General features: G+C 60.6%; 20 protein-coding genes and 1 pseudogene. 7 read left to right on the forward strand and 14 right to left on the reverse strand.

Features of this window, described 5'->3' with window-relative positions; genetic code table 11:
* Window positions 1-39: 39 nt before the first annotated feature.
* The 4 genes from BLR03_RS07085 to BLR03_RS07100 are packed head-to-tail and all read right to left on the reverse strand — an operon-like array spanning window position 40 to window position 4829.
* Entirely contained in the window at window positions 40-1476 is a 1437-nt protein-coding gene (locus BLR03_RS07085) for a sugar transferase (RefSeq protein ID WP_091251180.1), read from the reverse strand.
* Window positions 1477-1535: 59 nt separating this feature from the next.
* Window positions 1536-2510, reverse strand: a complete 975-nt coding sequence (locus BLR03_RS07090) for a GDP-L-fucose synthase family protein (protein WP_091251182.1) — start codon at window positions 2508-2510, stop codon at window positions 1536-1538.
* The gene (gmd, locus tag BLR03_RS07095; RefSeq protein ID WP_091251183.1) at window positions 2510-3538 is read right to left on the reverse strand and encodes a GDP-mannose 4,6-dehydratase; all 1029 of its coding nucleotides are present in this window, start codon (window positions 3536-3538) and stop codon (window positions 2510-2512) included. Before gmd ends, BLR03_RS07090 begins: the two co-directional genes overlap by 1 nt.
* Window positions 3539-3584: 46 nt before the next feature.
* Window positions 3585-4829: a glycosyltransferase gene (locus BLR03_RS07100; RefSeq protein ID WP_254788244.1), complete on the reverse strand. Its 1245-nt coding sequence runs from the start codon at window positions 4827-4829 to the stop codon at window positions 3585-3587.
* Window positions 4830-5672: 843 nt separating this feature from the next.
* Here BLR03_RS07100 and BLR03_RS07110 point away from each other — a divergent pair.
* A complete protein-coding gene (locus BLR03_RS07110; protein WP_139184475.1) occupies window positions 5673-6731 on the forward strand; it encodes a glycosyltransferase family 4 protein in 1059 nt (352 codons plus the stop codon).
* 128 nt (window positions 6732-6859) lie between these two features.
* Here the strand turns inward: BLR03_RS07110 and BLR03_RS24860 are convergent.
* The 7 genes and pseudogenes from BLR03_RS24860 to BLR03_RS07130 all read right to left on the reverse strand — a co-directional run.
* Window positions 6860-6961 (reverse strand): annotated as a pseudogene (locus tag BLR03_RS24860) (IS481 family transposase); the annotation flags it as partial.
* A 521-nt stretch (window positions 6962-7482) separates the two neighbouring features.
* The gene (locus BLR03_RS07115) at window positions 7483-8292 is read right to left on the reverse strand and encodes a glycosyltransferase (RefSeq protein ID WP_091251188.1); all 810 of its coding nucleotides are present in this window, start codon (window positions 8290-8292) and stop codon (window positions 7483-7485) included.
* A complete protein-coding gene (locus tag BLR03_RS23890; RefSeq protein ID WP_139184476.1) occupies window positions 8279-8644 on the reverse strand; it encodes a hypothetical protein in 366 nt (121 codons plus the stop codon). Before BLR03_RS23890 ends, BLR03_RS07115 begins: the two co-directional genes overlap by 14 nt.
* Before the next feature lie 676 nt (window positions 8645-9320).
* Window positions 9321-10244: an MATE family efflux transporter gene (locus BLR03_RS23895; protein WP_254788247.1), complete on the reverse strand. Its 924-nt coding sequence runs from the start codon at window positions 10242-10244 to the stop codon at window positions 9321-9323.
* A 462-nt stretch (window positions 10245-10706) separates the two neighbouring features.
* Window positions 10707-11288, reverse strand: a complete 582-nt coding sequence (locus tag BLR03_RS25275; protein ID WP_368086949.1) for an acyltransferase — start codon at window positions 11286-11288, stop codon at window positions 10707-10709.
* 26 nt (window positions 11289-11314) lie between these two features.
* The gene (locus BLR03_RS07125) at window positions 11315-12829 is read right to left on the reverse strand and encodes a tyrosine-protein kinase domain-containing protein (RefSeq protein ID WP_091251189.1); all 1515 of its coding nucleotides are present in this window, start codon (window positions 12827-12829) and stop codon (window positions 11315-11317) included.
* Between the two features lie 290 nt (window positions 12830-13119).
* On the reverse strand, window positions 13120-13584 hold the full coding sequence (locus BLR03_RS07130) for an Lrp/AsnC family transcriptional regulator (RefSeq protein WP_091251190.1): 465 nt from the start codon (window positions 13582-13584) through the stop codon (window positions 13120-13122).
* Window positions 13585-13743: 159 nt separating this feature from the next.
* Between BLR03_RS07130 and pdhA the strand changes: the two genes are divergently transcribed.
* From pdhA to BLR03_RS07145, 3 genes are read left to right on the forward strand one after another with little or no spacing between them, the layout of a single operon-like run.
* Window positions 13744-14955, forward strand: coding sequence for a pyruvate dehydrogenase (acetyl-transferring) E1 component subunit alpha (gene pdhA, locus BLR03_RS07135; RefSeq protein WP_091251191.1), 1212 nt, complete (start codon window positions 13744-13746; stop codon window positions 14953-14955).
* On the forward strand, window positions 14952-16064 hold the full coding sequence (locus BLR03_RS07140; protein ID WP_091251192.1) for an alpha-ketoacid dehydrogenase subunit beta: 1113 nt from the start codon (window positions 14952-14954) through the stop codon (window positions 16062-16064). The genes pdhA and BLR03_RS07140 overlap by 4 nt, the downstream gene beginning before the upstream one ends.
* Before the next feature lie 2 nt (window positions 16065-16066).
* Window positions 16067-17527, forward strand: coding sequence for a dihydrolipoamide acetyltransferase family protein (locus BLR03_RS07145; RefSeq protein ID WP_091251193.1), 1461 nt, complete (start codon window positions 16067-16069; stop codon window positions 17525-17527).
* Window positions 17528-18713: 1186 nt separating this feature from the next.
* Here BLR03_RS07145 and BLR03_RS07150 read toward each other — a convergent pair.
* The 3 genes from BLR03_RS07150 to BLR03_RS24325 all read right to left on the reverse strand — a co-directional run bounded on the left by BLR03_RS07150 (window position 18714) and on the right by BLR03_RS24325 (window position 21767).
* Window positions 18714-20030 carry a hypothetical protein gene (locus BLR03_RS07150; protein ID WP_139184478.1) on the reverse strand — a complete coding sequence of 439 codons (1317 nt, stop codon included), beginning with the start codon at window positions 20028-20030 and terminating at the stop codon, window positions 18714-18716.
* Between the two features lie 144 nt (window positions 20031-20174).
* Window positions 20175-21149, reverse strand: a complete 975-nt coding sequence (locus BLR03_RS07155) for an SGNH/GDSL hydrolase family protein (protein WP_091251195.1) — start codon at window positions 21147-21149, stop codon at window positions 20175-20177.
* Between the two features lie 465 nt (window positions 21150-21614).
* Entirely contained in the window at window positions 21615-21767 is a 153-nt protein-coding gene (locus BLR03_RS24325; RefSeq protein ID WP_175460435.1) for a hypothetical protein, read from the reverse strand.
* A gap of 492 nt (window positions 21768-22259) precedes the next feature.
* Here BLR03_RS24325 and BLR03_RS07160 point away from each other — a divergent pair, with 492 nt between their 5' ends.
* From BLR03_RS07160 to BLR03_RS07165, 3 genes are all read left to right on the forward strand, one after another.
* Window positions 22260-23075 carry an MBL fold metallo-hydrolase gene (locus tag BLR03_RS07160; RefSeq protein WP_091251196.1) on the forward strand — a complete coding sequence of 272 codons (816 nt, stop codon included), beginning with the start codon at window positions 22260-22262 and terminating at the stop codon, window positions 23073-23075.
* A gap of 532 nt (window positions 23076-23607) precedes the next feature.
* Window positions 23608-23751, forward strand: a complete 144-nt coding sequence (locus BLR03_RS24330; protein ID WP_175460436.1) for a hypothetical protein — start codon at window positions 23608-23610, stop codon at window positions 23749-23751.
* A gap of 132 nt (window positions 23752-23883) precedes the next feature.
* On the forward strand, window positions 23884-25161 hold the full coding sequence (locus BLR03_RS07165) for a MinD/ParA family ATP-binding protein (protein WP_091251197.1): 1278 nt from the start codon (window positions 23884-23886) through the stop codon (window positions 25159-25161).
* Window positions 25162-25169: the final 8 nt, after the last annotated feature.

Consider the following 25169-nt stretch of genomic DNA (forward strand, 5'->3'; position numbering starts at 1 on the left):
GTTCCTTAGCCTTTGAATGGCGTTTGTCTAGTGACGGCGTTAGTAGGCGCCTGCGCCGCGAAAAACGGCGCGAAAGGTCTTCAGCAAGATCATGAGATCCCCGGCGAGCGACCAGTTTTCCACGTAGTACAAATCGAGCCTGACCGAGTCCTGCCACGATAGATTGGACCGCCCGCTAACCTGCCAAAGACCCGTGAGGCCAGGCTTAACAAGGAGCCTCCGGCGAACGTCGTGCTCATAAGCTGCCACTTCAGAGGGCAACGGGGGACGAGGACCGACCAAGCTCATGGAGCCCGCGAAGATATTGAACAGTTGGGGAAGCTCGTCCAAGCTGAATTTCCTGATGAATTTCCCAACGCGGGTGACCCGTGGATCATTCTTCATCTTGAAGAGGAGACCGTTCCCGTCACTGTGTTGGGCAAGTTCCGTCAGCTGCTGCTCCGCGTCAACCACCATGGATCGGAACTTCAGCATTTCGAAATGTTCCCCCTCCATCCCAACTCGCTCTTGTTTGAAGAGCGCGGGACCCTGGCTCTCGATCTTCACAAGTATCGCTACGCCTGCCATGACTGGGGAGGAGATGATGATCAGAAGGGTTGAGACAAGGACGTCAAACAGTCGCTTTGCGACGCCTTGACCTCCGTCAAGTGTAGGCGTCGTCACATGGATCAGCGGTAGCCCCGCAACCTGTTGAGTGTGAATCCGCGGCCCCGCAATGTCCGTTAGTGCCGGAGCCATGATCAATCCGATATTGCGGGCCGCCAGCTCCCAGCCAAGGTGCCGCAGCGTTTGAGGATGGAGTTGAACGCCGGCGGACACCGCGACGGCGTCTGCACCGCAGACATCAATTGCCTCTATAATCGAAGGCGCATCAGGCTTGTATCCCAGGACAGGCAACCCGGACTCCGGTTCAATGGCAGGTTCCGCGTGTGCTCCCGGTGTGTATGCCGCGATGGGCAGATAGCCGGCGTGCCTTGCGCGTTCGAGTGACGCCGCTAAATGTGCGACAGCACTGGGACCACCCAAGATGAGCAGTCGCGACATGCTGAGGCCACGCTTACGGTTGATATTGAGGTGCTGTCTAATTAGCCAGCGGCCAAGAAGCAGCCCAACGAGCCCAACAGGAAGAGCGACTCCAACGTATCCTCGTGCGGTGTCAACGCGGAGGACGTAGGAGACAATGGCGATGAGTCCGAAAAGCCATAGGGAGGCTGCTGCGACCCGCTTGTACTCATCGGGCCCAGCACCTAGAACCCGCGGCTGCCTGCTGTTCCATGCACCAAGCATGGACCACCATACTACGGCCAGCGCGACTGACAGCCACGCGTAGTTGAATTCTTGCCCGGCAACAACGAAGTCTGGTTCCACGCCAAATCGGATAATGAAGGCTCCGACCACCGCCCAAACAACGACGAATGCATCGACCACCCCCAAACGCCGGGAAGATCGAGTACGCCAATCTCTGCCCGCAGGCATCAGATTCCCCCACTTCAATAACTAGATTGCCGCGGCTAGGCGGCGACGGACGACTGCGGCTATCGCCGAACGGATGCCAGGTTCTGTCGATACCAGTCGACCGTTGAGCGAATTCCCTGTTCGAGCCCGATCGATGCAGACCAGCCGGCCTCCGTCAGCTTGGAAACGTCGAGGAGCTTGCGCGGTGTTCCGTCGGGCTTGGAGGTGTCCCATTGCATTTCGCCCTGATAGCCCACAGCTTCAGCCACAAGTGATGCCAGTTCCTTGATGGTGACGTCAGAGCCCGTCCCGACGTTGACCTGTGACGGTCCGTCATAGTTCTCCATCAGGTGTAAGCACGCGGCCGCCATGTCGTCGACGTGGAGGAATTCGCGCCTAGGCGATCCAGTTCCCCAATTGCTGACACTTACCGCCCCAGATCGTGCCGCTTCGTCGTACCTACGGATTAGCGCGGGGAGGACGTGTGAACCCTCTGGGGAAAAGTTGTCTCCAGGGCCGTAGAGATTCGTTGGCATTGCCGAAATCCACGGCAACCCATACTGGCGGCGGACAGCCTGGATTTGCATGATTCCGGCGATCTTGGCAATGGCGTAGGCGTCGTTCGTCGGCTCCAAGTGTCCAGTCAAGAGTGAGTCTTCCCGAATGGGCTGTTCCGCGAATTTGGGGTAAATGCATGAGGACCCTAGGAACAGGAGGCGTTCAACCCCGTATTCGACGGCAGCGTCGAGAACATTAACCTGGATGCGGAGGTTCTCGCTGAGGAAGTCCACTGGGTAGGTGTTGTTGGCCAGGATGCCTCCAACCTTGGCCGCCGCCAGGACCGCATAGCGAGGCCTTGTCTCGGCAAAGAACCGGAACACTGCCCCCCGGTCCTTCAAATCAAGTTCCGTGGACGATCGGCCGATGCGGTTCGTGAAGCCCTCAGTTTCAAGGTTTCGCCATATTGCCGAACCAACAAGTCCACGGTGACCGGCAACGTAGAAAGGTGCAGCCCGGTCCAGCTTGCCTGGAACGAAATTGAACTCCGTGGTCATCAGTTCTTCCAACTGTCAAGTTTCACAGTGTCGATCCAATGATTCCCTGCGTGCTTGAGGGCCTCGATGTCGGCGTCGACCATGATTCGAGCAAGTTCAGGTGTATGAACGGAGGCCTTCCAGCCAAGTTTTTCTTGGGCCTTTGAAGCGTCTCCCACCAAGGCATCAACTTCTGTCGGGCGAAGGTAACGCTCATCGAAGCGCACGTGGTTCTCCCAATTGAGGCCGGCGTGTTCGAATGATATCTGGAGAAAGTCACGAACGGTGTAGTTGCCGCCTGTGGCCAGCACAAAATCGTCGGGCTCGTCCGCTTGGAGCATGCGCCACATGCCTTCGACGTACTCGGCGGCATAACCCCAGTCGCGAACTGCGTCGAGGTTGCCCATATAGAGAAGATCTTGCTTCCCTGCTTTGATGGCTGCCACTGCGCGCGTAATCTTGCGGGTCACGAACGTTTCACCACGGCGCGGCGATTCGTGATTGAAAAGGATCCCGTTCACCGCGAACATTCCGTACGCTTCTCGATAGTTCTTGGTGATCCAGTAGCTGTAAACCTTCGCAGCACCGTAGGGAGAACGCGGATAGAAAGGAGTGTCCTCGTTCTGTGGGGGCGGCGTAGCGCCGAACATTTCCGAGGAGGAGGCTTGGTAGAACTTGGTCTCGATGCCCGACATACGGACAGCCTCGAGAAGGCGGATGGTTCCCACTCCCGTGGTGTCGGCCGTGTGCTCGGGTTCATCAAATGAGACTCGCACGTGAGATTGGGCCGCCAAGTTGTAGACCTCATCCGGCTTGATCTCCGCGAGCAGAGTGACTAGGCGCGCGCCGTCGCTAAGGTCGCCATAGTGAAGGAACAGTTTGGCCTTCGGATCGTGCGGATCAACGTAGAGGTGATCCACGCGGGCAGTGTTGAAGGTCGAGGCCCGACGGATGAGGCCGTGAACCTCGTACCCCTTGGAAAGCAAGAGCTCGGCCAGATACGAACCGTCCTGCCCTGTAATGCCGGTAATAAGTGCGCGCTTAGTCAAGGTACCCCCAAAGGAAGATTGTGCGTCAAAAAAGGAATCGCCCGGTCTATCGACCGCGCGACGATGCCAGATTCGTGATGAAATTATCATAGTGTGCAACGGCAGATGCTTCGGACAATGTTTCCTGCCTGAAGCGGAGGCCATTTTGGGCCAACTGCAGCGCCATAGCAGGATCTGAAGCCAAAGCCTCAGCAGTCTCCACGAGCGCACCGGGATCGACAGCATCAATTCTGATGCCGCCTCCGGAGCTTTCGATCTCGAACGCCGTGACACTGCCCTCGTCTGTTGCCGCTATCACGGGAGTGCCAGCGTTGAAATATGAAGTTAGCTTGCTGGGCACCGCCATATCCTTTACGCCGGGAAGCTCATTCACAAGTAAGAAATCAGCAGCAGCGAGTGCGAGTTGGAAATCAGTTCCTGGCAGCGGGTCTACGAAGGTGACTTTGGAAACGCCGTCGGCGATGCGTTCAAGGCGCTGTCGTTGATTGCCGTCGCCCATTAGGACGAAGCGGACCCTGCTCCCGCGGGCTTCCGCGATGCGGGCCGCTTCAACAATGTTTTCCAAGCCCTGCTTCTTGCCCATGTTGCCCGCATGAAGAACGACTATGTCCGTAGTTGCCCAGCCAAGCCTCGAGCGCATTTCATTGAGTCCAGATTGAGGGGACGCTGGCAGATGAGTCCAATTCCGGATGACCTTGACATTTTCAGCAGGTACGCCCAATTCGCTTACCATGTGAGCTTTAAACCTGTCGTGGATGGCCGCAACGGCGTCTGCGGACCGGAGTATCAGTGACTCCAGGGATGAAGCGAAGCTTGCAAGACGTCCGTTGCCGGTGCCGGTTTCGATGATGCCCCGGCTGTACAAGTCTTGAATCCAAATGCCGACCGCAGGCCTCTTGGGCCAAAGCCTTACGCGGAGAATTGCCACAGCACTCGCGAACAGGGCCGGGCTCACGACGAGTACGACGTCCGGGTTATTCCAGCGAGCGAAGAGCAAGCGGAGTCCAAAGCTCAGTTCCATGTGGATGCGTCCGAGAGTCGACGCCTTACGTGGTATATGGTGTCGGAGCCGCTTCACAGCTACTCCATTAATTACTTCAGCGCGATCCCAGCCGGTGTAGCCCTCTTTCAATTCCCACTCCGGATAGTGAGGGTACCCGGTGACGACATGGACCGAGTGACCAGCCCCTGCCAACCCTTCTGCCAAACTCGTGGTATAAGGTGCGTTGCCTGTAGGTTCGGGGGCGTAGTTCAGCCCTAGGATGGTTATTCGCAAATTTGGTCGACTCACAGGTGCAACAATAGTCGTTCAGGCAACTCTCGGCTCACTGGAGGACCTCCGAATGCATCCAACAGCGCGTTCAAATCTTGAAATCCCCGTAATTGATCTGAGCATGGCGCCAGGCGAGCGCGGCGCTTGGGACCGCCCGGCTGCGTTGATCTACCTCTGGGGGATCATGGAGCTTCTGTTCGTCTCAAACCCCTGGCAGATAAGCTCCGGCCTGAGGGTGCGTGTTCTGAAATCGTTCGGAGCGGAAATCGGTAACGGGGTTGTTTTTCGTCCTCGGACTAGGGTCAAATTCCCGTGGAAGCTGCACATAGGAGACAACTGTTGGATCGGCGAGGGCGTGTGGTTTCACAATCAGGACCACGTTTACGTCGGTTCAAACGTAGTCATTTCACAGGAGGCCATGCTTACGACCGGAAGCCATCGTCATCGCACGGATATGGGCCTGGTGACTAGTCCAATCCACATCGACGACGGCGCATGGATAACATCAAGGTGCATAGTCTTGGGGGGACGCAGAGTCGGAAAGTCCGCCATAGTTCGTCCTATGACAGTTGTTGATAAAGACATTCCGGCGAATGAGGTAAGTAGCGGGTCGGCAGGCGTCTCGACGCAGAGGTTCTAATGCACGGCGCGCTGCTTCCAGCCAGCACATTGAGTGCGCAGCTAGCCGCCGGCGTTGAGTTGCCGTGTGCGTGACGGAGCAGCGACGGTTCTGATGGCAAATATTACTATATTCATGCACGATGGAGCTTGAGTTTGAAAATACTTCGCGTTGTCACCTTGGCCAGTGCCACGGGCAAATACGGTGGCCCTTTTGACACGTCCGTCAGCCAGGCCCGCCTCATGACTAAAGTTGAAGACATCCAGGTAACCGTTCTGGCGGGTCATCTGCGCGATGACTTTCCCAACATGGTCGATCTTGACTTCGATTTGGTTGGGCGCAAAGTGTATCGGCTGGGGGCGAAGACTGGATTCTTCAGCTGCATCTCGTGGTCGATGGTTGCTGAGATATTCCGTCAAGTGCGGCGCGCTGATCTTATTCACGTCAGCTTTGCCAGGGAACTAGTTCCGCTCATAACCGCGGGCGTGGCCATAGTGCTTCGCCGACCTTTAGTTGTCCAGCCTCATGGCATGCTTACGTCCCGAACGAGCCGGCTGCATCAGTTGGTCGATCTCATCGCCCGGCCCATGTTTCGCATGGCGGGACGAGCTATTGCTCTTACCCGAGTTGAGGAGGCCCAGCTCGAAGAGTGGGCCGGCGTCACCCAACGCACGATGATAGACGTGATCGGAAACCCGCTGCCATACGTGGCCGGGGTGGGTCAGGCGCCCACAGGGTCGTCCAAGGCGTTATTCATTGCGAGACTAGAACCGCGAAAACGAGTCAGCGATTTCGTAGAAGCTCGGCAGATCGCCAACTCCAGAGGGTGGGAAGAAGAGTACGAGGTGGTTGGCCCCGACCAAGGCGACGCGGCCGCAGTAATTTCTGCGGCGGCCTCTACCCCCGGACTTACCTATAGGGGTGCAGTTCCCGCGTCGTCGATAGAAGCGATTCTGGATACCGCTGGAGTTTTTGTCCTCACCTCAGAAAATGAGCCGTGGGGCAATGTGCTGGTCGCAGCGCTGGCAAGAGAAATTCCGGTTGTTGTCACCCAATCGGCTGCCCTTGCGACCGAAATCGAGGACAACCACCTTGGGATCGTAGTGCCGGATCGTGATCCCCCTGCCGTCGCGGAGGCTGTCCATCGAATTGTGACTAGTCCGTGGCGAACGACAGAAGACTCCGGAACAGCTAAGGCGTTCGCCCGGGTCCGTTTTGATCAGGCTGCAATCGGTCGTCAACTACTTTCGACGTATCATTCCGCCCGAGGCGAGAACGCGACTGATGCGATGGCGGAATAGAGAAAGTAGGGAGGTCCAGCTGTATTACCAGGGTGGTTACTGACACAGTTGGCGGGCGAGGCATCTTTGAGCGCGATTTGGGCCAGCGGTGATTGTAATCATCGATGATGTGCTGGTAACAGGCTCGGGCGTTCCGATTTTGAGGTGTGCGTCCGGGCGTAGGCCCATTGCTCCAGGAGGATGCGGTTGAAGAGTCCGACCTTGCCGTTGGTCTCAGGCCCGAGGGCCCGGTGCGTTTGTGGCTGATGCCAGCTCATCAACTTTTAGCTGGTGTCCTTCAAATGAAGGGGCCCGTGGCCCTGCGAGCATAGGTGTTGTCGAAGCATCTCTTGCTTAGGACTACGAGCCTTGTTAGAGATTGCACAGACGTGCGATGCCGCGTCGATTCTGTTCAAATTGAAGGGTTTCGTTGTGCTCTCCGCCGGGCCTGCGGGTGCGGCGGACGGTGCTGGTCGACAGAGAAGGTGCCTGCCCTGACTGCGGCCTGATCTCGTCCCGGGCCCAGGCAGGTCGGGTCCACCGTGTCCGGGACGTCAGGGCTGCGGAGTGTCCTTGGAGGTTAGTGTCCTTGAAGAGCCGGATATCCCGGATCCGTTGGAATCGCCGTTCTTTCCGCCGCGTCCCCACGACAGCGCAACTGGGGCAGCCCGGTGGCTGATCGGTTTCTACGATGATCCGGAGCCGCCGGTCATGAGCCACCACCGCGGCCGAGTGGACGGAATAGTCAGGCAGCACTGTCACTAGATCGCCGCTAGCGAAGGGAGGACCTTAATTTTCCGGCAAATTTGCGAAATGAGTTCCATGCATTGATCGCTTGGCCAGCCTGTTTATCCAATGCGCGCCCGACCGGGCCTAACTGGAACCTGTCGGCACGTACTTGATGCTGTAGCGATGGAACGAGTCTAGACGTTCGTTCGGATATGCCGCCACCCAAATAATCAATAATTGTTCTGTTGATCACGATAGGTGAAGCCAGCAAGCCGAACCGCAAGATTACGTCAAAATCATCCGCGGTGCTGAATTTGAGCGCGTGAGAACCAGACTCGACGAAGGTAGACCTTCTAAACCACGTTGCCTGATGGCAATGCGGCTGAAGTCCGTAGGCGTGGCGCCACCATACATGTGGCACGCTGGGAATCCGCCTAGTGATGCCAGTGGCACCCCCGAGGTTTTGTGCCCCTGATATTACCCAAGGTACAGCTGCGGAATCTGCTCGTTTCAGGGCTCTAAGCACTTCCTCTAAGCCTGATGAATCCGTAAAGGAGTCTCCGGCGTTTAGGAACTGTAGCCAACGGCCCGACGCCATGAGGGCACCCTTGTTCATTGCATGATAAATTCCGTTATCGCGTTCTGAAGACACTCTCCTGATGAATTCATAATCTGCGACCTGCTTAAGCGTCTGGTCCGTGGAAGCACCATCTACCACCACCACTTCAACACTCGGCGAATCTATTAAAGTCTGGACGCTCAGGGACTCTAGCGTTCGGGGAAGGAACTCCGACGCATTGTAGGTCGCGATGACGATGGATAGAATCGGGTTTTCGCTGTCAGATAGATTCATTTAGTATACGGAACCAATCCATTTTGCACTTTTGGTGGAGGTTTATCGCTTGGGGGGTGAATGTAGGCCACGGTTTTTCAAAGTAGCGAGACAGTAATTTTCCAAAGCGTTCGGCGTTTGGTGCCATGCTGTCCGCATTGATGATGTGACGCACGCCCTCTGATTCGTAACCAAGAACGGGCACATTAGTGCTCAGAGCCAAATGAATCGATCCGCTCTCCGTGACTGAGTTGTATGGCGCCATCATGAGGTCCGCGGCGGATAGCCCGGCCAAGAGTTCTTCATCGGAGGGGCCCGATCCGGCGCCGATGTGCTCGCAAATCACGCCGTTCTCTTCCAGGAGTGCTGCCACGGTGGGGGAGACGTTATCTGGGCCCAATATGCGGAGAATCCAACTCGCTCCTGCACCCTCTGCAATTGGTACAAGTTCGTCGGCCCCCTTGTCACGTCGCATGGCTCCCACGAATGCAACGATTGGCAGGGGCGATTTTTCTCGCAGCCCGCCGGTCGGAGGCCTGTTGCCTCTGCTGGTTTCTTTGTAGGGCGGATGGGCGGCAACTCGGACTTTTGGAGCGAACGCTGCAGAGGCAGCCGCCAGGCGGTCACTGTGGACTACACACAAATTTGAAACTCGGAGCAGAAGACGTTCAGCCAAACCAGCCCAACCGCCGCGATCTCGAACGCTGCTTGGATTATGGTATATGAAAATCGTCTTTCCCCCCAAAATCGCCCTGACGCTAAAGACAAAAGCGTCCCACGGGTCTCGAGTCCAGACGACAACCAACGGTATTCTCTGGGGGGTCGAACGCGCGACTAACAGCGGGCCCAGCGCTCTCCGAGCCGCTAGAGTCACGAGGTTTCCCGCGTCTCGTCGGCCAAGGGCAAGGCGAGACTGAAGGTTGACTCCCGTTGGAGCCAATTTTCTATTTGCGGTACACCATAAATCAACCAGGTAGCCACATTCCGCAATGACTGAACTTAGCTCAATTCCGTACGGATTAATCCAGTTGGGGTCATAAATAACTACTTTAGCGGGACGCATTTATCAACACCTTCACTGGTTCAACACTAGTCGCCATAAAGCGCCTGGCCTTGATTACGCACGGAACAAATTGTGCAATTAGGACGGCTATTACTGATGCCCATACGACGCCGCCGGCACCCAGAATAGGCGCTAAATAGATGGAAAGAGCAATGTTTAGCACCAGCATTGCAGTCGAGCAAGCTGCTTGGAAAGCAAGGTGCAATGGAGAAGTCAGAAGAACGGCGGACGCTTGATGACACGCCATCACGATAAGCAAGGAGCCGAAGGCTATTGCCAAATCGAGATCAACCCTTAATTTGCCTTCTGTAATCAAATTCGATACTGGACCCACAAGTCCAACAAAGACTGCCGCTAGAACGAAACCGCCAACACCCAATGACTTGATTGCTTTTGACCAAAGAGCCGACGAAGCCGAACCTGATCGAGAAAAAATAGGCCACAGTGCAATGGCAGCCATTGACACAATCGAGAAGCAGGGAACATACATTTGAGCTGCCACTGAATATTCTGAGAGCTCTGCGGCTTCCGAAAAATGCGCCAAGACTAAGCGATCGCTTTGCATGCCCAGGGGAACAGTTATGCTGATAACCAACATGGGGATTGCGGAATCCCAAAGACGCGGCTTTTGTCTAGTGCGGCGATTGACAAGTATGTCCCTTAAGCGCCACTGGCTTGTTCTCAGAGCCGTGAAGAAGCAAATGATCGAAACAAACAGAATGCCTGTTGGCGTCGCCATGCCAAGAACAAGGGGATCGGCATTCATCCTGAGTAGGAGATAGGTCGTTGCTGTGGCGATTAATGGGCCTAGGATCCCGATGTAGTTAACAAGGTGATTACGCCCTTCGCCGATCAGAATGCGTTGACCTATGCCAAAGGGGATTGAAAGCGCGAAGGGCAGCAGTACCACGGCGATAGCCCATTCGGATGATTTGGCGAAGTTGCTCGGTAACCCCAAAAGGGTTGGCCAAGCTCCGGATAGCCCGACTAGAATTGACAGCCCTACAAGTATCGCCGCCGATAATGCCAGAGTTCTGAGGGTTTTGCTTGCCGTTGCCAGAGCTGCTGCGGACCGTTCACGACTCTCCAGTCTCCTGGAGGATGCATTCACAATTGCTGCACCCAGACCTAAGTCCGCGAATGGTACGAGCTGAAAAAGCGACCCCACTAGTACTACATAGGCATAGGATTCTACGCCGAGTTCCTTTACTAATAGGTACGTGGTAACTACAGTTGCAGCGGCAGTGACCGGGAGGGTGAGCAGTCGAGCCCCGGCAGAAGCGCCGAGGGTCCTAACTATCGATGCCACTGCAGGCCGCCTGGACGCGGGTGCTTTCGAGCGGAATCGCGTTCGGGAGAAAAGAACACTAGTTCACCACCACCAGGATTTCTTGGAGGGCGTGGGCAGCTCATAGCGGAGATTTCTGGGTCGGTCTGCTATGTGCCTGGCAGGTACCCCTCCTACTAGGGTGAAAGGAGCTACAGCTCCGCGCACTATCGCTCCGGCAGCGATTACCGCGCCTTCGCCTATTGTGGTCCCCGGCAAGATTACGGCGCGCGGCCCTATCCAAACGCGGTTACCGACCACCACGGGAGCCTGGACGTAATCGAAGTCGGCGGCCTGCCAGTCGTGCTGGGCTGTCCAAATCATCACTTGGGTCGAGAGGTTCACATTTTCGCCCAGTGTTAGGCCCCCTCGGGCGTCGAGCACGGCACCGTCGCCAACGGAAGTTCTGGCGCCAATGACTAGATTGCGTGCGCTTCTGACTTGAAACCCATGGTAGATCACTGCTTTTGCGTCGATTTTTGCACCGAAGGTTCTCAGGGCCGCAACTCGCAATCGATGCAGCGGCACGAAGGATGCTAATCGAAGCGCTGTCATTTCCACGGCGGAGAATCTGGCTCTGGCAAATCTAAGCATGGAGGTCATGGATGTTCCTCTCGCACGACGCATCTTTGACGAGGATGGGCTGGCTGGTCTTATAACTGACCGAAACGATGGTTTGGAAAGGACCTAGCACGCTCCTCACCCGAACCCAGCAACGTCCGATCGAAGTCGCTTTCAGGAAAATCGGCAAGGGGAGAAACGGTTATGTATTCCTTTGGCGTTTTCGAGGTGAGTCTCGATTTCTCGGACGACTTCGAATGGTCCGCGCTGTAGTAGCTATAGGTGTACGCATCAGGCCCCTTGAGTGGGAGCCTATTCAAGACGACGCCAAGAAGGTTTGATCCCACCATGGCTAGGGCGTTGAGCGATTTTTCAAGGTCTTGGTGTCTTGTCTTCTGTGCTCCCACCACAAGAACAACGCCACCCACGTGCTGTGACAAGACGGCGGCATCCGTTACCGGAAGCAGGGGAGGGGCATCAATGATCACGGCATCGAACGATTGCTCTAACCGGAGGAGGAGGCGTTTCATCTCACTAGAGCCGAGCAGTTCGCTAGGGTTCGGCGGAATCTGGCCCGAGGTCAAGACAAAAAGCTCATTGTCACCCCATTGTTGCAGCAAGTCTGCTATGTCGGCTGATCCAACCAGTGCCGTCGTGAGTCCAGCTCCTCGCTCGAGTCCAAGATATTCGCCGATCATTGGGCGGCGAAGGTCAGCGTCCACGAGGCAGACTGTTTGGCCGGCTTGGGCCAGAGCTATCGCAAGGTTAGTGGCAGTCGTACTCTTGCCCTCACCTGGGAGTGATGATGTCAAAAGAACTGTCTTAGCCTTCCCAGAAACGTTTGCAAATTGCAGATTAGTTCTGAGCTGTCTGAATGATTCTGCTCGTGGGCTCTGTGGCGCCGCCTGGGTCAGCAGGGGCTTCCGGGTTGCATCCTGATCAAACGAAATGCCGCCAAGAAGCGGAGCCTCTGTAACGCGGCGCAAATCAGCTTCGCCTCGAATCCTGTTGTCTAGGGCCGTGCGCAGAACCGCTGCGCCGATGCCGAGAGCGAGACCAACAATCAAACCCAATACGAGATCAACTCGGGTATTAGGGGCGGACGGGACGAGCGGTGCCGTTGCCGGCGTAATTATGGATAGGCTCACTGGAGAGGATCCTCCAACCTTTGGCTTCTCCAACGAGTCAACCGCCTTTACGAGGCTGTTTGCAACCGCCTCCGCAATTGCTGCGGCTTGCGCTGGTGAGCTATCGGACACCGACACGTTGATCAGGACTGTGTTGAGGTCGGTGGTTGCCGCGACCTTTTTTGCCAGTTCCCCGGATGTCAGGGGGAGGCCAAGTGCGTCGATGACGGGTTGAAGCACTACCGGTGTCTGGACTGTCCGGACATAGGACTGGACACGGGCCTGGCTGAAAGTGTTGCCTTGTTGAAGCTCCTGAACCGAACCGGAGCTTTGAATGGCGACAAAAAGCTGCGTCTCCGCGGTATAAGTGGGCGTAGTCAGAATCGATACACTGCCGCCCGTGAGCAGGCCAGCGAGTGCGCACGCCGCAACCACAATCCAGTTTCGGCGTGCAATGCGCAAGTAATCGCGTAAGTTCAAACCCGGTCCCCCTGTGTGGAATCCCAGGGGCTGCCGACTGGCGCGCCCCCAGAACGGCAATATTCGTGCGGTCTGGGTAATTGTACCCGCCGCTAACTTGGCTCTGCTCTGCGGCGTATCCCGCGATGAATCCCGTTGCGTCGTTGGGGTATGGCATCGTGCCCCCTTGATCTCCGAAACGCGGTGCCCCCGCCCAGTTGCTGTAAGCAAATACGTACGATTTGGATCGTGCCTTCGACCGATCGAAAATTGCCGGTATGAAGGCCACTAGATGCGGGTCAATGACTGGCCTACCTCGTATCCAAATCCTCAAACACCAGAAACGTCTGCGTATCCAGAACCCCCGGCATGGACTGCAACTGGTCGAAGATCACCCGGCGCAGGTCGATATTGTCCACCGCGCGCACCAGCAGGATGACGTCGAAGTCCCCGCCCACTAGGGCGATGTGGTGCACCTCGGGGATAGCGCGCAGAAGTTCGCGCAGCTCGCGCCAGGAATGCTGGCGTACCTTCAGCGTGACGTAGGCGGACGATTTGAGGCCGGCCTTGATCGGATCCACCAGCGCCGTGAACTTGGTCAACACGCCTTCGCCGGTGAGCCGGGCGATCCGGGTGTAGGCGTGGGCGCGGGAAATGTGGACGTTCTCCGCCACCTGCGTGACGGACATCCGGCCGTCCCGGGTCAGCTCCGCGATGATGTTCCGGTCCACATCGTCCAGCGGCACCGCCACCTGGTCCGGCTCGAGCTCTGCCATTCGTCTACAACCCCCGCCGGTAATCCAGCTCACACTTACGATTTGTCTTCCAGATTAGGGCAAATTTGGGGACTTCTCCACGATTTTCAGCGGAGGTGGATACGAAACATCGGCCGGCAGCATACTGGGAAAGATTAGTGGCTACAGAAGGACGGACCAATGACGATCTCCGCAGACCAGACTGCGCAGCAGCCCGCGCAGCAAGATGCTGCCAGCGAGGCGGTGCGCAAGTTCGGCATCACGGTTGAGGACTACATGCTGCCGGCCCGCCACCAGATCCAGATGGTCGGCCCGGACGGGACGCTGAACCCGCACACCGAGCAGGGGACCCAGCCGGGGCACGAATACAGCCTGCCCGGCGACGCCGAACTGCTCGCCGCCTACGAACAGCTCGTCGTCGGCCGGCGCGTCAATGACCAGAACTCCGCCCTGGTCCGGCAGGGCCGGATGGCCGTGTACCCCTCGAGCCACGGCCAGGAGGCCTGCCAGGTCGCCGCGGCGCTGTGCCTGTCCGAGGGTGACTGGATGTTCCCCACTTACCGCGACTCCGTGGCCGTGATGGCCCGCGGCGTGGACCCCGTCCAGACCATGACGCTCTTCCGCGGCGACTGGCACGGCGGCTACGACCCCTCCCGGCACAAGGTCGGCATCCAATGCACCCCGCTGACCACCCAGCTGCTGCACGGCGTCGGCGTCGCGCACGCGGCCAAGCTGCGCGGCGAGGACACCGTGGTCCTGGCCATGTGCGGCGACGGCGCCACAAGCGAAGGCGACTTCCACGAGGCCCTGAACTTCGCCGCCGTCTTCCACCTGCCGGTGGTCTTCTTCGTCCAGAACAACCAGTACGCCATCTCCGTCCCGCTCGCGCACCAGTCCGTCGCGCCGTCTCTCGCGCACAAAGCCGTCGGCTACGGCATGGCCGGCGAACGCGTGGACGGCAACGACGTCGTCGCGCTGCTCGCCGTCCTGGGCCGTGCCGTCAAGCTCGCCCGGGAAGGCTCGGGCCCGCTGCTCGTGGAGGCCCACACCTACCGGATGCAGGCGCACACCAACGCCGATGACGCCACCCGCTACCGGCAGGACAGCGAAGTCGCCGAATGGGTGGCCAAGGACCCGCTGAGCCGGATGAAGACCTACCTGACGGACCGCGGCATCCTCGACGACGACGGCGCCGCCAGGATCGCCGACAAGGCCGAAGCGGTCGCCACCCAGCTGCGCGAAGGCCTCAGCGAAGAGGTCCCGGTGGAGCCGCTGGACCTCTTCAAATACGTCTTCTCCACCCCCACGCCGCAGTTGAAGGAACAGTCCGCCATGCTCGCCGACGAACTGGCCCGCGACGCCGCATCCACCTCGAAGGAGGCCGGAAAATGAGCCCCACCGTCACCACGTCCTCCGAGGCGAACGGCAACGTCAGCGCCGCCACGGCCCGCGCGGCCGCCAAGGCCGCCGCTGCAGCAGAGCAGACCGGTCCGCAGACCATCACCCTGGCCAAGGCGCTGAACACCGCCATGGCCGACGCCATGCACGCCGACCCGTCGGTCCTGGTCTTCGGCGAGGACGTCGGCATGCTCGGCGGCGTCTTCCGCATCACCGACGGCCTCACCAAGACCTTCGGGCAGAGCCGCTGCTTCGACACCCCGCTGGCCGAGTCCGGCATTGTCGGCATGGCCGTGGGCATGGCCATGAACGGGATGCGCCCGGTCATCGAGATGCAGTTCGATGCCTTCGCCTACCCGGCCTTCGAACAGATCGTCAGCCACGTCGCCAAGATGCACAACCGCACCAAGGGCGCCGTGAAGCTGCCCATCGTGATCCGGGTTCCGTACGCGGGCGGCATCGGGGGAGTGGAGCACCACTGCGACTCCTCCGAGGCCTACTACGCGCACACCGCGGGCCTGAAGGTGTTCACCCCGGCCACGGTCGCGGACGGCTACCGGATGCTCCGCGAAGCCATCGACTCCGATGATCCGGTCATGTTCATGGAGCCCAAGAAGCTGTACTGGTCCAAGGACCAGGTGGACCTGGACGCGCTGCGCGCCGAGCACGCCGCGAACGCCGAACGCGGCACCTCCTCCGAAGGCCGGGCCGCCGTCGCCCGCCCCGGCACCGACGCCACGCTGATCGCCTACGGACCCTCCGTCCCGACGGCGCTCGCCGCCGCGGCCGCCGCCGCCGAGGAAGGCCGCTCCCTGGAGGTCATCGACGTCCGCTCGATCGTGCCGTTCGACGACGAAACGGTCTGCGCCTCGGTCCGCAAGACCGGCCGCGCCGTGGTGATCGCCGAGGCCCACGGCTTCGCGTCCGTGGCCTCGGAAATCGTGGCCCGGGTCCAGGAACGCTGCTTCCACCACCTCGCCGCGCCGATCCGCCGCGTCACCGGCTTCGACGTGCCGTACCCGGCGCCGAAGCTCGAGCACTACTACCTGCCCGGCGTGGACCGCATCCTCGACGCCGTTGACGACCTCCAGTGGGAAGACTGACCATGAGCGAACCGAAAGTATTCCTCCTCCCGGACCTCGGCGAAGGCCTTACCGAAGCCGAACTCGTCCACTGGCTCGTGGCCGTGGGCGATGAGATCCGCGTGGACCAGCCGATCGCCGAGGTCGAGACCGCCAAATCCATGGTGGAGGTGCCCTCCCCGTACGCCGGCACCGTCGCCGTGCTGCACGGCGAGCCCGGCCAGACGCTCGACGTCGGCAAGCCGCTGATCTCTGTGACGCCGGCCGGGGCCGCCGTGGTCGAACCTGCCGCGTCTCCGGTGGTTGAGCCTGCCGAGACCGAAGACGCCGCTGCCGAGACCTACCGCGAGGAGGAGAAGGCCGGATCCGGGAATGTCCTCATCGGGTACGGGACTCCGGGCGGGCACGGGGTGGCCCGGCGGACCCGGGCTCCCAAGCGCGCTGCGGAGGCTGCTCCGGTGTCCCGGGTGTCGGAGGCCGAGACGGCTGCCGATGACCTGGTGCTCCTGCGCACCCGGGTTCCCGGGAAGCTGGGGGCCGTTATTTCCCCGCTGGTCCGCCGGATGGCCCGTGATCATGGGGTCGACCTGGGTGGACTCCAGGGGTCGGGGGCCAGCGGGCTCATCATGCGGCGGGACGTCGAGGCGGCCATCAAGCCCGCCCCGGCCGTTGAGCGCCGGGTGTTTGCGCATGACGGGGCGCCGGTCCCGGCGTTGTCGGCGGACTCAACCACCGCCACTGCGGATACGGATGCGCGCACCGGGCTGGGCATCGCCGGGCGCACCGCCGTCCGCGGCGTGCGGAAGGCCGTCGCGGCGAACATGACCCGCAGCCGGTCCGAAATCCCGGAAGCCACGGTGTGGGTGGACGTGGACGCCACGGCGCTCGTGGAACTGCGTGCCGCGCTGAAGAAGGCCGATCCGGAGAACACGCCGGGCCTGCTGGCGTTCGTCGCCCGGTTCGTCACCGCCGGGCTGAAGAAGTACCCCGCGCTCAACACCAGGATCGTCACCACCGAGGACACCACCGGCGGAGCGAGCCAGGAAATCGTGGAGTTCGACGGCGTCAATCTAGGTTTCGCGGCGCAGACCGACCGCGGGCTGATGGTGCCGTCCGTGCGCAACGCGGACAAGCTCAGCGCCCGTCAGCTGGACGCCGAGATCCGCCGTCTCACCGCCGTCGTCAGGGACGGCAAGGCGACCCCGGCGGAACTGGGCAGCGGCACGTTCACGCTGAACAACTACGGCGTGTTCGGTGTGGACGGCTCCGCCGCGATCATCAACCACCCGGAGGTGGGGATCCTGGGCGTCGGCCGGATCATCGACAAGCCCTGGGTGGTCAACGGGGAACTCGCGGTCCGCAAGGTCACCGAACTGACGCTCACCTTCGACCACCGGGTCTGTGACGGCGGCACGGCCGGCGGATTCCTGCGCTACGTCGCCGACGCGATCGAGAACCCGGGGTCGGCGCTCGCGGACATGTGACGATTCATCAATTCGGCCTAGTCCCGGCGGATCTAATAAGCCGGATGATGACTGAACGGGGAGACAGGGCCGTTGGGAGGTGACGGGACGCTCGGGGCGCCCTTGCGATCTGCCGAATGTCGCGGCATGCGGACGGGGGAGTTCTGTCACGTTCAGCCGGGGCACTTAACTGGCCTTATGGGCCGTAAGCAGGTGGTTGGCCATGTAATGGCGGTAGTCACTACTCGTGCGCTGTCGGCTCCGAGTTCTTAGTCTCGGACTATGGAACAAGAGTCTTACAACGATAAGTGGCGGCGCAGGAGGTCCCGGCCTACGGAACGCGAGATCCAGGACCTCATCGCCCTGATTAATGCAGATGAAAGGGTCACGAAAATATCCTTTGTGGAACCCGTCTCCGTCGTAGCCATTGTCCGGGCGTCCTTAGGGAAGTTTCTGCATCTGCCTGCTGCGATCTTCCGCCACAGATCCACCGCTTAGCCTGCCGAGCCCGCCACGGGGGGATATGTCTCACCCTCCAGTGACGGAGAACGGGGCGTTTCAGTTGGAAAACATGACCGGCGGTATCTTTCCTCGCGCCTGTTACCTGAGGGATTGTCCGGGACCTCCGGCAGGGCGGGTTCTTCGAAATTCGTCCGAAGACCTTATCTAGCCGTGACATGAACGGCGGTGGCTATGCGTTTTCGTGCCACCGCACACCGTCAAAACCCTCTTCATAACCGTTACTCCGCCAGCCACAGCCGGCATCCCGGCAGATGTAAGTAATTGTGCGTGTCTTGACGAAATCCGTGTGCGACGCGGACCCCCGCGACGTCTCGACCATCGGGTTCTGGTGACTGCACTCCGGACACGTTCCATGCTTTTTCCCCATAGTGAAAAAGAATAACCCGGCCAGCGCACCGTTAAGTACGCCGAGGATCGCCCCCGCCACACGGAGGCGGCGGAGGGGGGCATTCCGTCGAGGTGCTTCACGGGTCTTACGGGCCCTTAGTGTGGGACGTAAATCTACTATGGGGGAATGGTCCACGTGGTGCCACGCGAGTTCAGAAACATCCATGCCGGGACGTTCGCCGTCGGTGTCATCCTCATCATGTTCGGCGTTCCAGTCCTCGTCGTAGGGGAATCCGGATGGGGAGGCTTTGTCATTCTTGGTGGCGTCTGCTGGTCGGCGCGATTGGCATGAAGAGACTTAGGTAGCCTTCGCCGACAGGTGCGTTCGTGCCGCGTGGGCGTCCGTCAGCTCGCGAAGCCGCTGCTCGTGGGGTGTCAGACGGCGGATGTGCACTTTCTTGGTGCGATTGTTCTCGTGGCGTTCGCTCAGCAGTGGTGTGGCGAGGACGGCAGCGAAGATGACTTCGTGGATGTTGGATGTGATCGGGGAGAATGCGATATCCCAAAGCGCGACGAGCGAAGCGAATACGTAGAGCACCGTTACACGTTCGTGTGAGGCCACGAGACGGGTCAGCAGGAGCCAGGCAAGGTAAGCGGCGAGAATCAGTCCGGCGAGGCCAAAGCTGACCCAAAGGTCGCTGGCCACGGAGTGCAGCTTTATCTGATCGCCGAGCACATAGGTATTCACGTAGTCGCCCTCAAGGTTGACGCCTGTTGCTTGGAGAGCTGTCTTGGCTATGAACACGTCTTCGCTGTTCGGGGCTACGCCGGGACCGTAGCCGAAGGGGTTGTGGAGGAAGAGATTGAACGCTGCCGAAGATTCCACACGGCCGGAGGTGAGAAGGTTTTCGCCATTGGCAATTTGAGATGCCGTCACCATCTGGTTGCGAGCTCCGAGATACCCCTGCAGGGCTAACCAGGATGCGCATTGGTAGACTGCCCAGAAGATGCCGGTCAGTCCGATGAGTATTGCGGTGGCCTTGGGCCCGCTGGGCACGTTTTTTCGCTTCCAGAGCCACAGGACTATCAAGCCCGCAACAACCAGCAGTCCGAAGTTGCTTCGGTAATCGTTCATGATGGACAGAGCTGCCAGGACTGCGATCAGGGCGATGGACATCAGCCGGGATCTGTTGTTGTAGATGAGGGCTGCAAGGAAGATTGTCACCGGCCATGCGAAGGCGTACTTCCAGGCGTTAGTGCTCCAGTTGCTTGAAGACAGGGCCTGCTGGAGTATCCATCCTGCGCTGTAGAGCAGGGCAGTAGCGCGAAGACCAAGCTCTCGCTTGGACCACAAGAGAGCCAAGTACGTCAGTAGTGCGCCTATGAGAATTACGTAGTATCCGATTCCGGCGGTCGAGTCCACGTCGTGGTCCGCTCGCGTGATCTCAATTAGGAGTGGCGCGGACATCAATGAGGCGATAAACAGGGCAACTGGCCACCCCCTGCGATACACCCGGGTCTGGCTCCATATGACGATAATCAGGAACAGCGCAATCATGAGACCTGGGGTCGCCCCTCCCATTCCGGGGATGGAAAAGGCGCGCAGAGGGAGCAGAAACACCATCGCTGCCAGTGGTAGCTTCAGCATATGGTCCTGTGATTGAGTCGTCCCCATGTGTATAGGGTACTGGCCCGACAACCAGCCATTTTGCATTGGCTGCTGCCGGGCCGAATTCAGACAGCAGGACGGGCAGGTGGTGGAACGCCGGTCCAATACAGCCCCTAGCTTGCAATGTTGATGGCGCCTTCTGCGGTGGCGTTACGGAATGACACTGCGCCGATGCGGACCTCGACGTGAACGCCTGCCGGGGCGTTTGAGCGTGACCATGATGTTGACCGCTGTGGCGGCGGCCGCCGAGGGGGTGAGTGTCGCGAACCGTGACGGGCCGGAGTTCTCCGCGCCAAGGTTTTCCAAGATGGGCTGCCCGCCGAGTTGGACCATGGACTGATTGACGAGTGTGACAGTGAGGTTCGCGGTCCCGGCGAGGTATGCGGCCTTGTACCCGGCGACGTCTTCGATCTGCACCTGGCATTCGGTGATGATCTGATCATTCTCGGCGAACGTGCCTGACGTGGTGATGGCTGGGTCGAGGAGGATGACGTTGGATGTCGCGGCGGCGTCCAGGTCGATCTGCGCCCATAGCCCTTCGGTGAGGGTGGAGCTGGTGTCGGCAATCGTCCCGATGACGGGCGCCGTACCTGTGGAGCCGGGGTGCTTGAACCAGCCGGTCGGAGCGGTCGAGGCTGTGCCGCCGATCATGGTGCCGTTGCTGAACTTGTTCACGTCTGGGTTTACGAGCCGGCTGCCAGGGGTTTTGGCAGTCTTGGACAGGATGGTCGTTGCAACCGCGCGGGCTATGGCGAGGTGTCCCGCGTCGGTCGGGTGCGTGCCGGCACTCGACAGGGACGCGTACAGGTAGCCGGTGGCAGGGTCAATCAGCGGTGTTCTGGTATCCGCGACGGTGACGCCTGCGGGGCCTGCCCATGTCGGAATCCACTCGTTGTACGGGGTTTCAAGCATCCGGCTGCTGGCGGTCCTGGCAGCGGAAGAGCGCGGCGGCACGAGACCGATACTCATGGACCGGCCCGAACCTTGTACGAGGGCGTGGATGGCCTTGATGTTAGTTGAGTAGGCGGTGGGCGTGACCGTTCCGGCGTCATTGGTGCCGATCTGCACATCGACATGCTGCACCGCCGAGTCGGAGAGGACGTCAGCGCCGATCCGTGCCAGCAGTTGCTAGGTGTTCCCGGCGACACCCGCCTGTAGTGGGTTGCGGGAGTACCAGCGCGTCCTGGCGAGCATTGGGGCCACAACGGAGAACCGCCGGTTCGAGACAGACGCGCCCGTGCCGGTCGTGATGGAGTCGCCTGCGAACGCGATCTTCCGGCCAGGTGACGGGGCAACCTTTAGGGCGACGGACGCAGGGGCATAGGCTGTTGGCACGTTCCAGTTTGCGGCGTCGTAGCTGGCGCCTGACGTGAAGTTAGCTTTGGCTGTGACCGTATCGCCCGATGGGTTGAGCGCCGGGTTGCCCGCGAGGTACGCCGTGTTTGCCTTCCGCTTGGGGACAAAAGTGGCGTTAAGTGCACTCGACAACGGGGGGGCAACGGGGAACTCGCGGTCAAGATCACTGCACTGACGCTTACATGGACTCGACCGGGGTTCTTGGATGTTGGGGTGGGGACCGCACTGCCAGATCTATACGGTCACCCATTTTTCGGCTGATGTCGAAAATCGCCGCGCCAGCCACCGGCACGACGCCGCCACGAGCAACAGCCATAAGAACGGCGTGTAGGTCTTGAGCGCGAAGGCCGCCGGAATCGTGAGCAGGAAGGCCGCCGCCTCGACCATCCCCGCACAAGAAATGGACAGTGGACATGGGCCGCCATCTCGCGGTCCATCAGCCGGCGCGCCCTTCGCGCAGCCCCGATGCCCGACATCATCAGAAGGACAGCGGCAATATTGGTGGCGTGCAAGGCGCTCCGCCACGCAGTGCGGTCGCCACCGTAGTCGCTAAGCGCCGACGTCGGAGCGGGCAGCATGGCGATGAAGAACAAAGGGGTCAGTGCGCTGGCACAGACGCACCCCTAAACAACACCACCCGCTCCAGATAATTGCAGGGAATCCACGGGAGCCACGCCAATCGTTCGGAGGCAACGGGATCATCGGCGGATGTAGCCCAGGCGAGACACCGCGGCGCTACCAAGACGAGGGGTTCCGGATTAATCCGCCACCAGCGCGGAGCGGGCATGCCCTCCGGGAATTGTCAGCCTGCACGGGTAGAATCGAACTCTATACAGCGCCCCAACAACGCCGGAATAGCGTCTGAATTACGGAGATTTAATGTCACGATGGCTCGAAGTCGGTCCGGACAACTACGTACTGACAACACAAGGTTCTTGGCTCAACACAGGTCTGGTGGTCGGCACTGAACGCGCCATGGTGATCGACACAGGCTGCGGGCCCCGGCAGGGACGCGACATCCTGGCCGCCGTGCGGGAAAAGACACAGTTGCCCCTCGTCGTCGTCAACACCCACGCCCACTACGATCACTTCTTCGGTAACGTCGTTTTCGCTGCCGCCGGCGTCACGGAATTCTGGGCGCACGAGAACTGCGCCGCGGAAATCGAGGAGAACGGCGACGAGCAGCGCCGGTTCGTGACCTTGGCGGAGCCGGAGATGGCCGCAGGGGAGGGCACCGACGTCGAGCTCGTGGTCCCGAACGCGATCGTCAAAGACCAGCCGGTCCTCGTGGACCTTGGCGGACAGGCCGCCACCTTGTTCTACTTGGGCCGCGGCCACACCGACGGCGACCTCCTGGTGGGCACGGCGACCACCGTCTTCGCCGGCGACCTCGTGGAGCAGGGTTCCCACCCGTCCTTCGAGGATTCGTTCCCGGAAGACTGGGCCGATGCCCTGCGGCACCTGTCCGCGCTGCGGCACCGCTACGAGTTCCTGATCCCCGGCCACGGCGAGCCGTGCAGCGACCAGTTCGTCAAGACCATGGCCAACACCATGACCACCGCGGTCCGGCAGGCAGTCCAAGCCACCCGGGAAACCCCGGACGACGCAACCAAGGCCATCCCGATCCTGCCCTACGGGCCCGAGCAGTCGCGCTGGTTCATCAAGCGCCTGCAGGAGACGCACGCCCACCGCTAAAATCTCCCGGCACAGGGCGAGCCTAAGTCGCAACACCGGTCGCCTGTTCGTAATCTCATTCGGGGTCCCTTTCCGCGGGCCCGCTCTCGCCAGCGACCTGCTTGCCTAGGGAAGGGGAACCCGGGGCCCGCGTCAAAGATGTCGCGGCTCTCAGGAGGTCTCACCTGTGTCGTTGCCCGGCTATGTCCTTGCGCTGTGCATTTTGCTGGGGAGCCTCGCGTTCCTCTCCGCCGTGTTCTACGTACTGCTTCGCCTCAGGCGCCGCAGGCACGTGCCCACCTCAGTTACTCAGCGCCAGGAGTCATAACAGTGCCGTACGTCGACATCAACCCCCACCGCAACCGGCCGAAATGGTGGGCCTACGTGGGCCTGGTGCTCCTGACCGTTGCCACCGGCTGTGTGGTTTTCGTTGCCCCTGCGGACTTTTAGCTGCGGCCGCCAGGTCGGCTGACGACCGGTGGACGTGCCTCTATTTGCGCAATATTCCCTTGACTTGGCCTAACTGAAACATGGTGCCTGTAGCATCACCGGCATGGTGAGAAGAACGGGTGGGTACTACGCAAAGGATTCCAAGCGCGAGATCCGGAGGCGTCAGCTTCGAGCCCTCGCCTATGTGGGACTGGGGGTATTGGCGATCGCGACAGCCGTGGTGGTGGTGTGGGCGCTGCGGCGGTGAATCCGGCAGGAAAGCCGGCCGCGCGCTGCCCGGTGGTCCGTCGCTGACCACGTCTGCGCCTAGACTTGCTGTTTGGACCGAATCAAACAAGCAACGCAGCGGCCTGCGCTGTGATCCCTGGGGGGAATCGACATGTCCGAACCGGTGGACACCAAAACTGCCAACGACACGGTGGACGCTGAGCAGCCGGATCTCCGGCGCCGGCGTGACCGCCGCGGCGACGGCTCCGATGCCTGGACGGGAACCATGCCCATCATCACGCCCAACGAAGCGGACCGCCAACCTGTCCGTACCGCCCCGAGCAGCTCGTGGGCAGAAGCGGCCGCCGCCGCGGATGCGCCCGCGGCGCCCATGCGCGCACCGTCTGGCGCAGCGCCGGCGGTGTTGCCCGAGGCGCCCGGAACACCTCCTGCCGTGCCCGCGCAGCCGGACCGCTCTGCGCGTTCGGCCAGCCGGTCCGCGGCCCTGGCCGACGGACCGGTACCTGATTTCATCAGTTCTCCGGGCCTTTTTGTCCGCGAGCAGAAGCCCCGGCCCGTCGGCGGGTTCCGCGGCGCCCTCTACAAGCTGACCGGCGGCGGGCTGAACCTGGGCCCGAGCGCCCGGCAGCGTGAAGAAGACGAACTCGCGCGGCGCATCTCCCGCCAGCTCCAGGGCAGCTTCAACACCGCCGTGCTGAGCCTCAAGGGCGGCATCGGCAAGACCTCCACCACAGTGGGCGTCGGACTGACCCTGGCCGAGTTCCGCGGTGATCCGCCGTGCGCGATCGACGCCAACCCCGATTCCGGTGACCTCGTGGAGCGCGCCCTGGGCGAGGGGATCTACCAGCAACAGAGCCCGCGGACCATCACGGACCTGCTCAAGAACATCGAGTCCGTCGATTCCCTCACCGCACTGGCCCGCTACATGCACCACGCCGGCAGGCTCCACCTCATTGCCGGCGAACAGGACCCCGAGGTGTCGGACTCGCTGACGGCCGAGGAATACCTGCGGATCCGCAAGCTCATCTCCGCCTACTACTCGGTGACGCTGATCGACTGCGGCACCGGCGTCACGCACAATGCCATGAGCGGCATCCTGCAGTCGGCGGACAACCTGATAATCGCGGCCGGCTACGCCGTCAGCGGCGCCAAGCGTGCCCGCAGCACCCTGCACTGGCTGGCCAGCCACGGCTACGAGGACCTGGCGCGCAACGCGATCGTGGTCATCACGGACAAGGACGAAGTGTCCAGCAGGGTGGACAAGGACGCGATCGAGGAACACCTGTCCGGCATCTGCCGCCAGCTGATCGCGGTCCCGCACGACCGCGGCGTCGCCGACGGCGACCTCGTCACCTTGGAGGTGCTGCGCCCGGAAACCCGGCGCGCCTACCGGGAGATTGCCGCCGCCATTGTGGACGGCTACGTATAAGGGGGAAC

Source organism: Arthrobacter sp. ok909 (assembly GCF_900104405.1).
In the GTDB taxonomy this organism is placed as follows: Bacteria; Actinomycetota; Actinomycetes; order Actinomycetales; family Micrococcaceae; genus Arthrobacter; species Arthrobacter humicola.

What these genes read in the sequence shown, in the direction of transcription:
- BLR03_RS25275 (WP_368086949.1), bottom strand. Translation starts at nt 11,288, where the DNA reads ATGCGTCGTGCGAGAGGAACATCCATGACCTCCATGCTTAGATTTGCC.
- BLR03_RS07090 (WP_091251182.1), bottom strand. Translation starts at nt 2,510, where the DNA reads ATGACCACGGAGTTCAATTTCGTTCCAGGCAAGCTGGACCGGGCTGCA.
- BLR03_RS24330 (WP_175460436.1), top strand. Translation starts at nt 23,608, where the DNA reads ATGGTGAGAAGAACGGGTGGGTACTACGCAAAGGATTCCAAGCGCGAG.
- BLR03_RS07085 (WP_091251180.1), bottom strand. Translation starts at nt 1,476, where the DNA reads ATGCCTGCGGGCAGAGATTGGCGTACTCGATCTTCCCGGCGTTTGGGG.
- BLR03_RS07130 (WP_091251190.1), bottom strand. Translation starts at nt 13,584, where the DNA reads ATGGCAGAGCTCGAGCCGGACCAGGTGGCGGTGCCGCTGGACGATGTG.
- pdhA (WP_091251191.1), top strand. Translation starts at nt 13,744, where the DNA reads ATGACGATCTCCGCAGACCAGACTGCGCAGCAGCCCGCGCAGCAAGAT.
- BLR03_RS07110 (WP_139184475.1), top strand. Translation starts at nt 5,673, where the DNA reads ATGACTAAAGTTGAAGACATCCAGGTAACCGTTCTGGCGGGTCATCTG.
- BLR03_RS07160 (WP_091251196.1), top strand. Translation starts at nt 22,260, where the DNA reads ATGTCACGATGGCTCGAAGTCGGTCCGGACAACTACGTACTGACAACA.
- BLR03_RS07115 (WP_091251188.1), bottom strand. Translation starts at nt 8,292, where the DNA reads ATGAATCTATCTGACAGCGAAAACCCGATTCTATCCATCGTCATCGCG.
- BLR03_RS07150 (WP_139184478.1), bottom strand. Translation starts at nt 20,030, where the DNA reads ATGGGGACGACTCAATCACAGGACCATATGCTGAAGCTACCACTGGCA.
- BLR03_RS07165 (WP_091251197.1), top strand. Translation starts at nt 23,884, where the DNA reads ATGTCCGAACCGGTGGACACCAAAACTGCCAACGACACGGTGGACGCT.
- BLR03_RS24325 (WP_175460435.1), bottom strand. Translation starts at nt 21,767, where the DNA reads ATGGTCGAGGCGGCGGCCTTCCTGCTCACGATTCCGGCGGCCTTCGCG.
- BLR03_RS07145 (WP_091251193.1), top strand. Translation starts at nt 16,067, where the DNA reads ATGAGCGAACCGAAAGTATTCCTCCTCCCGGACCTCGGCGAAGGCCTT.
- BLR03_RS07140 (WP_091251192.1), top strand. Translation starts at nt 14,952, where the DNA reads ATGAGCCCCACCGTCACCACGTCCTCCGAGGCGAACGGCAACGTCAGC.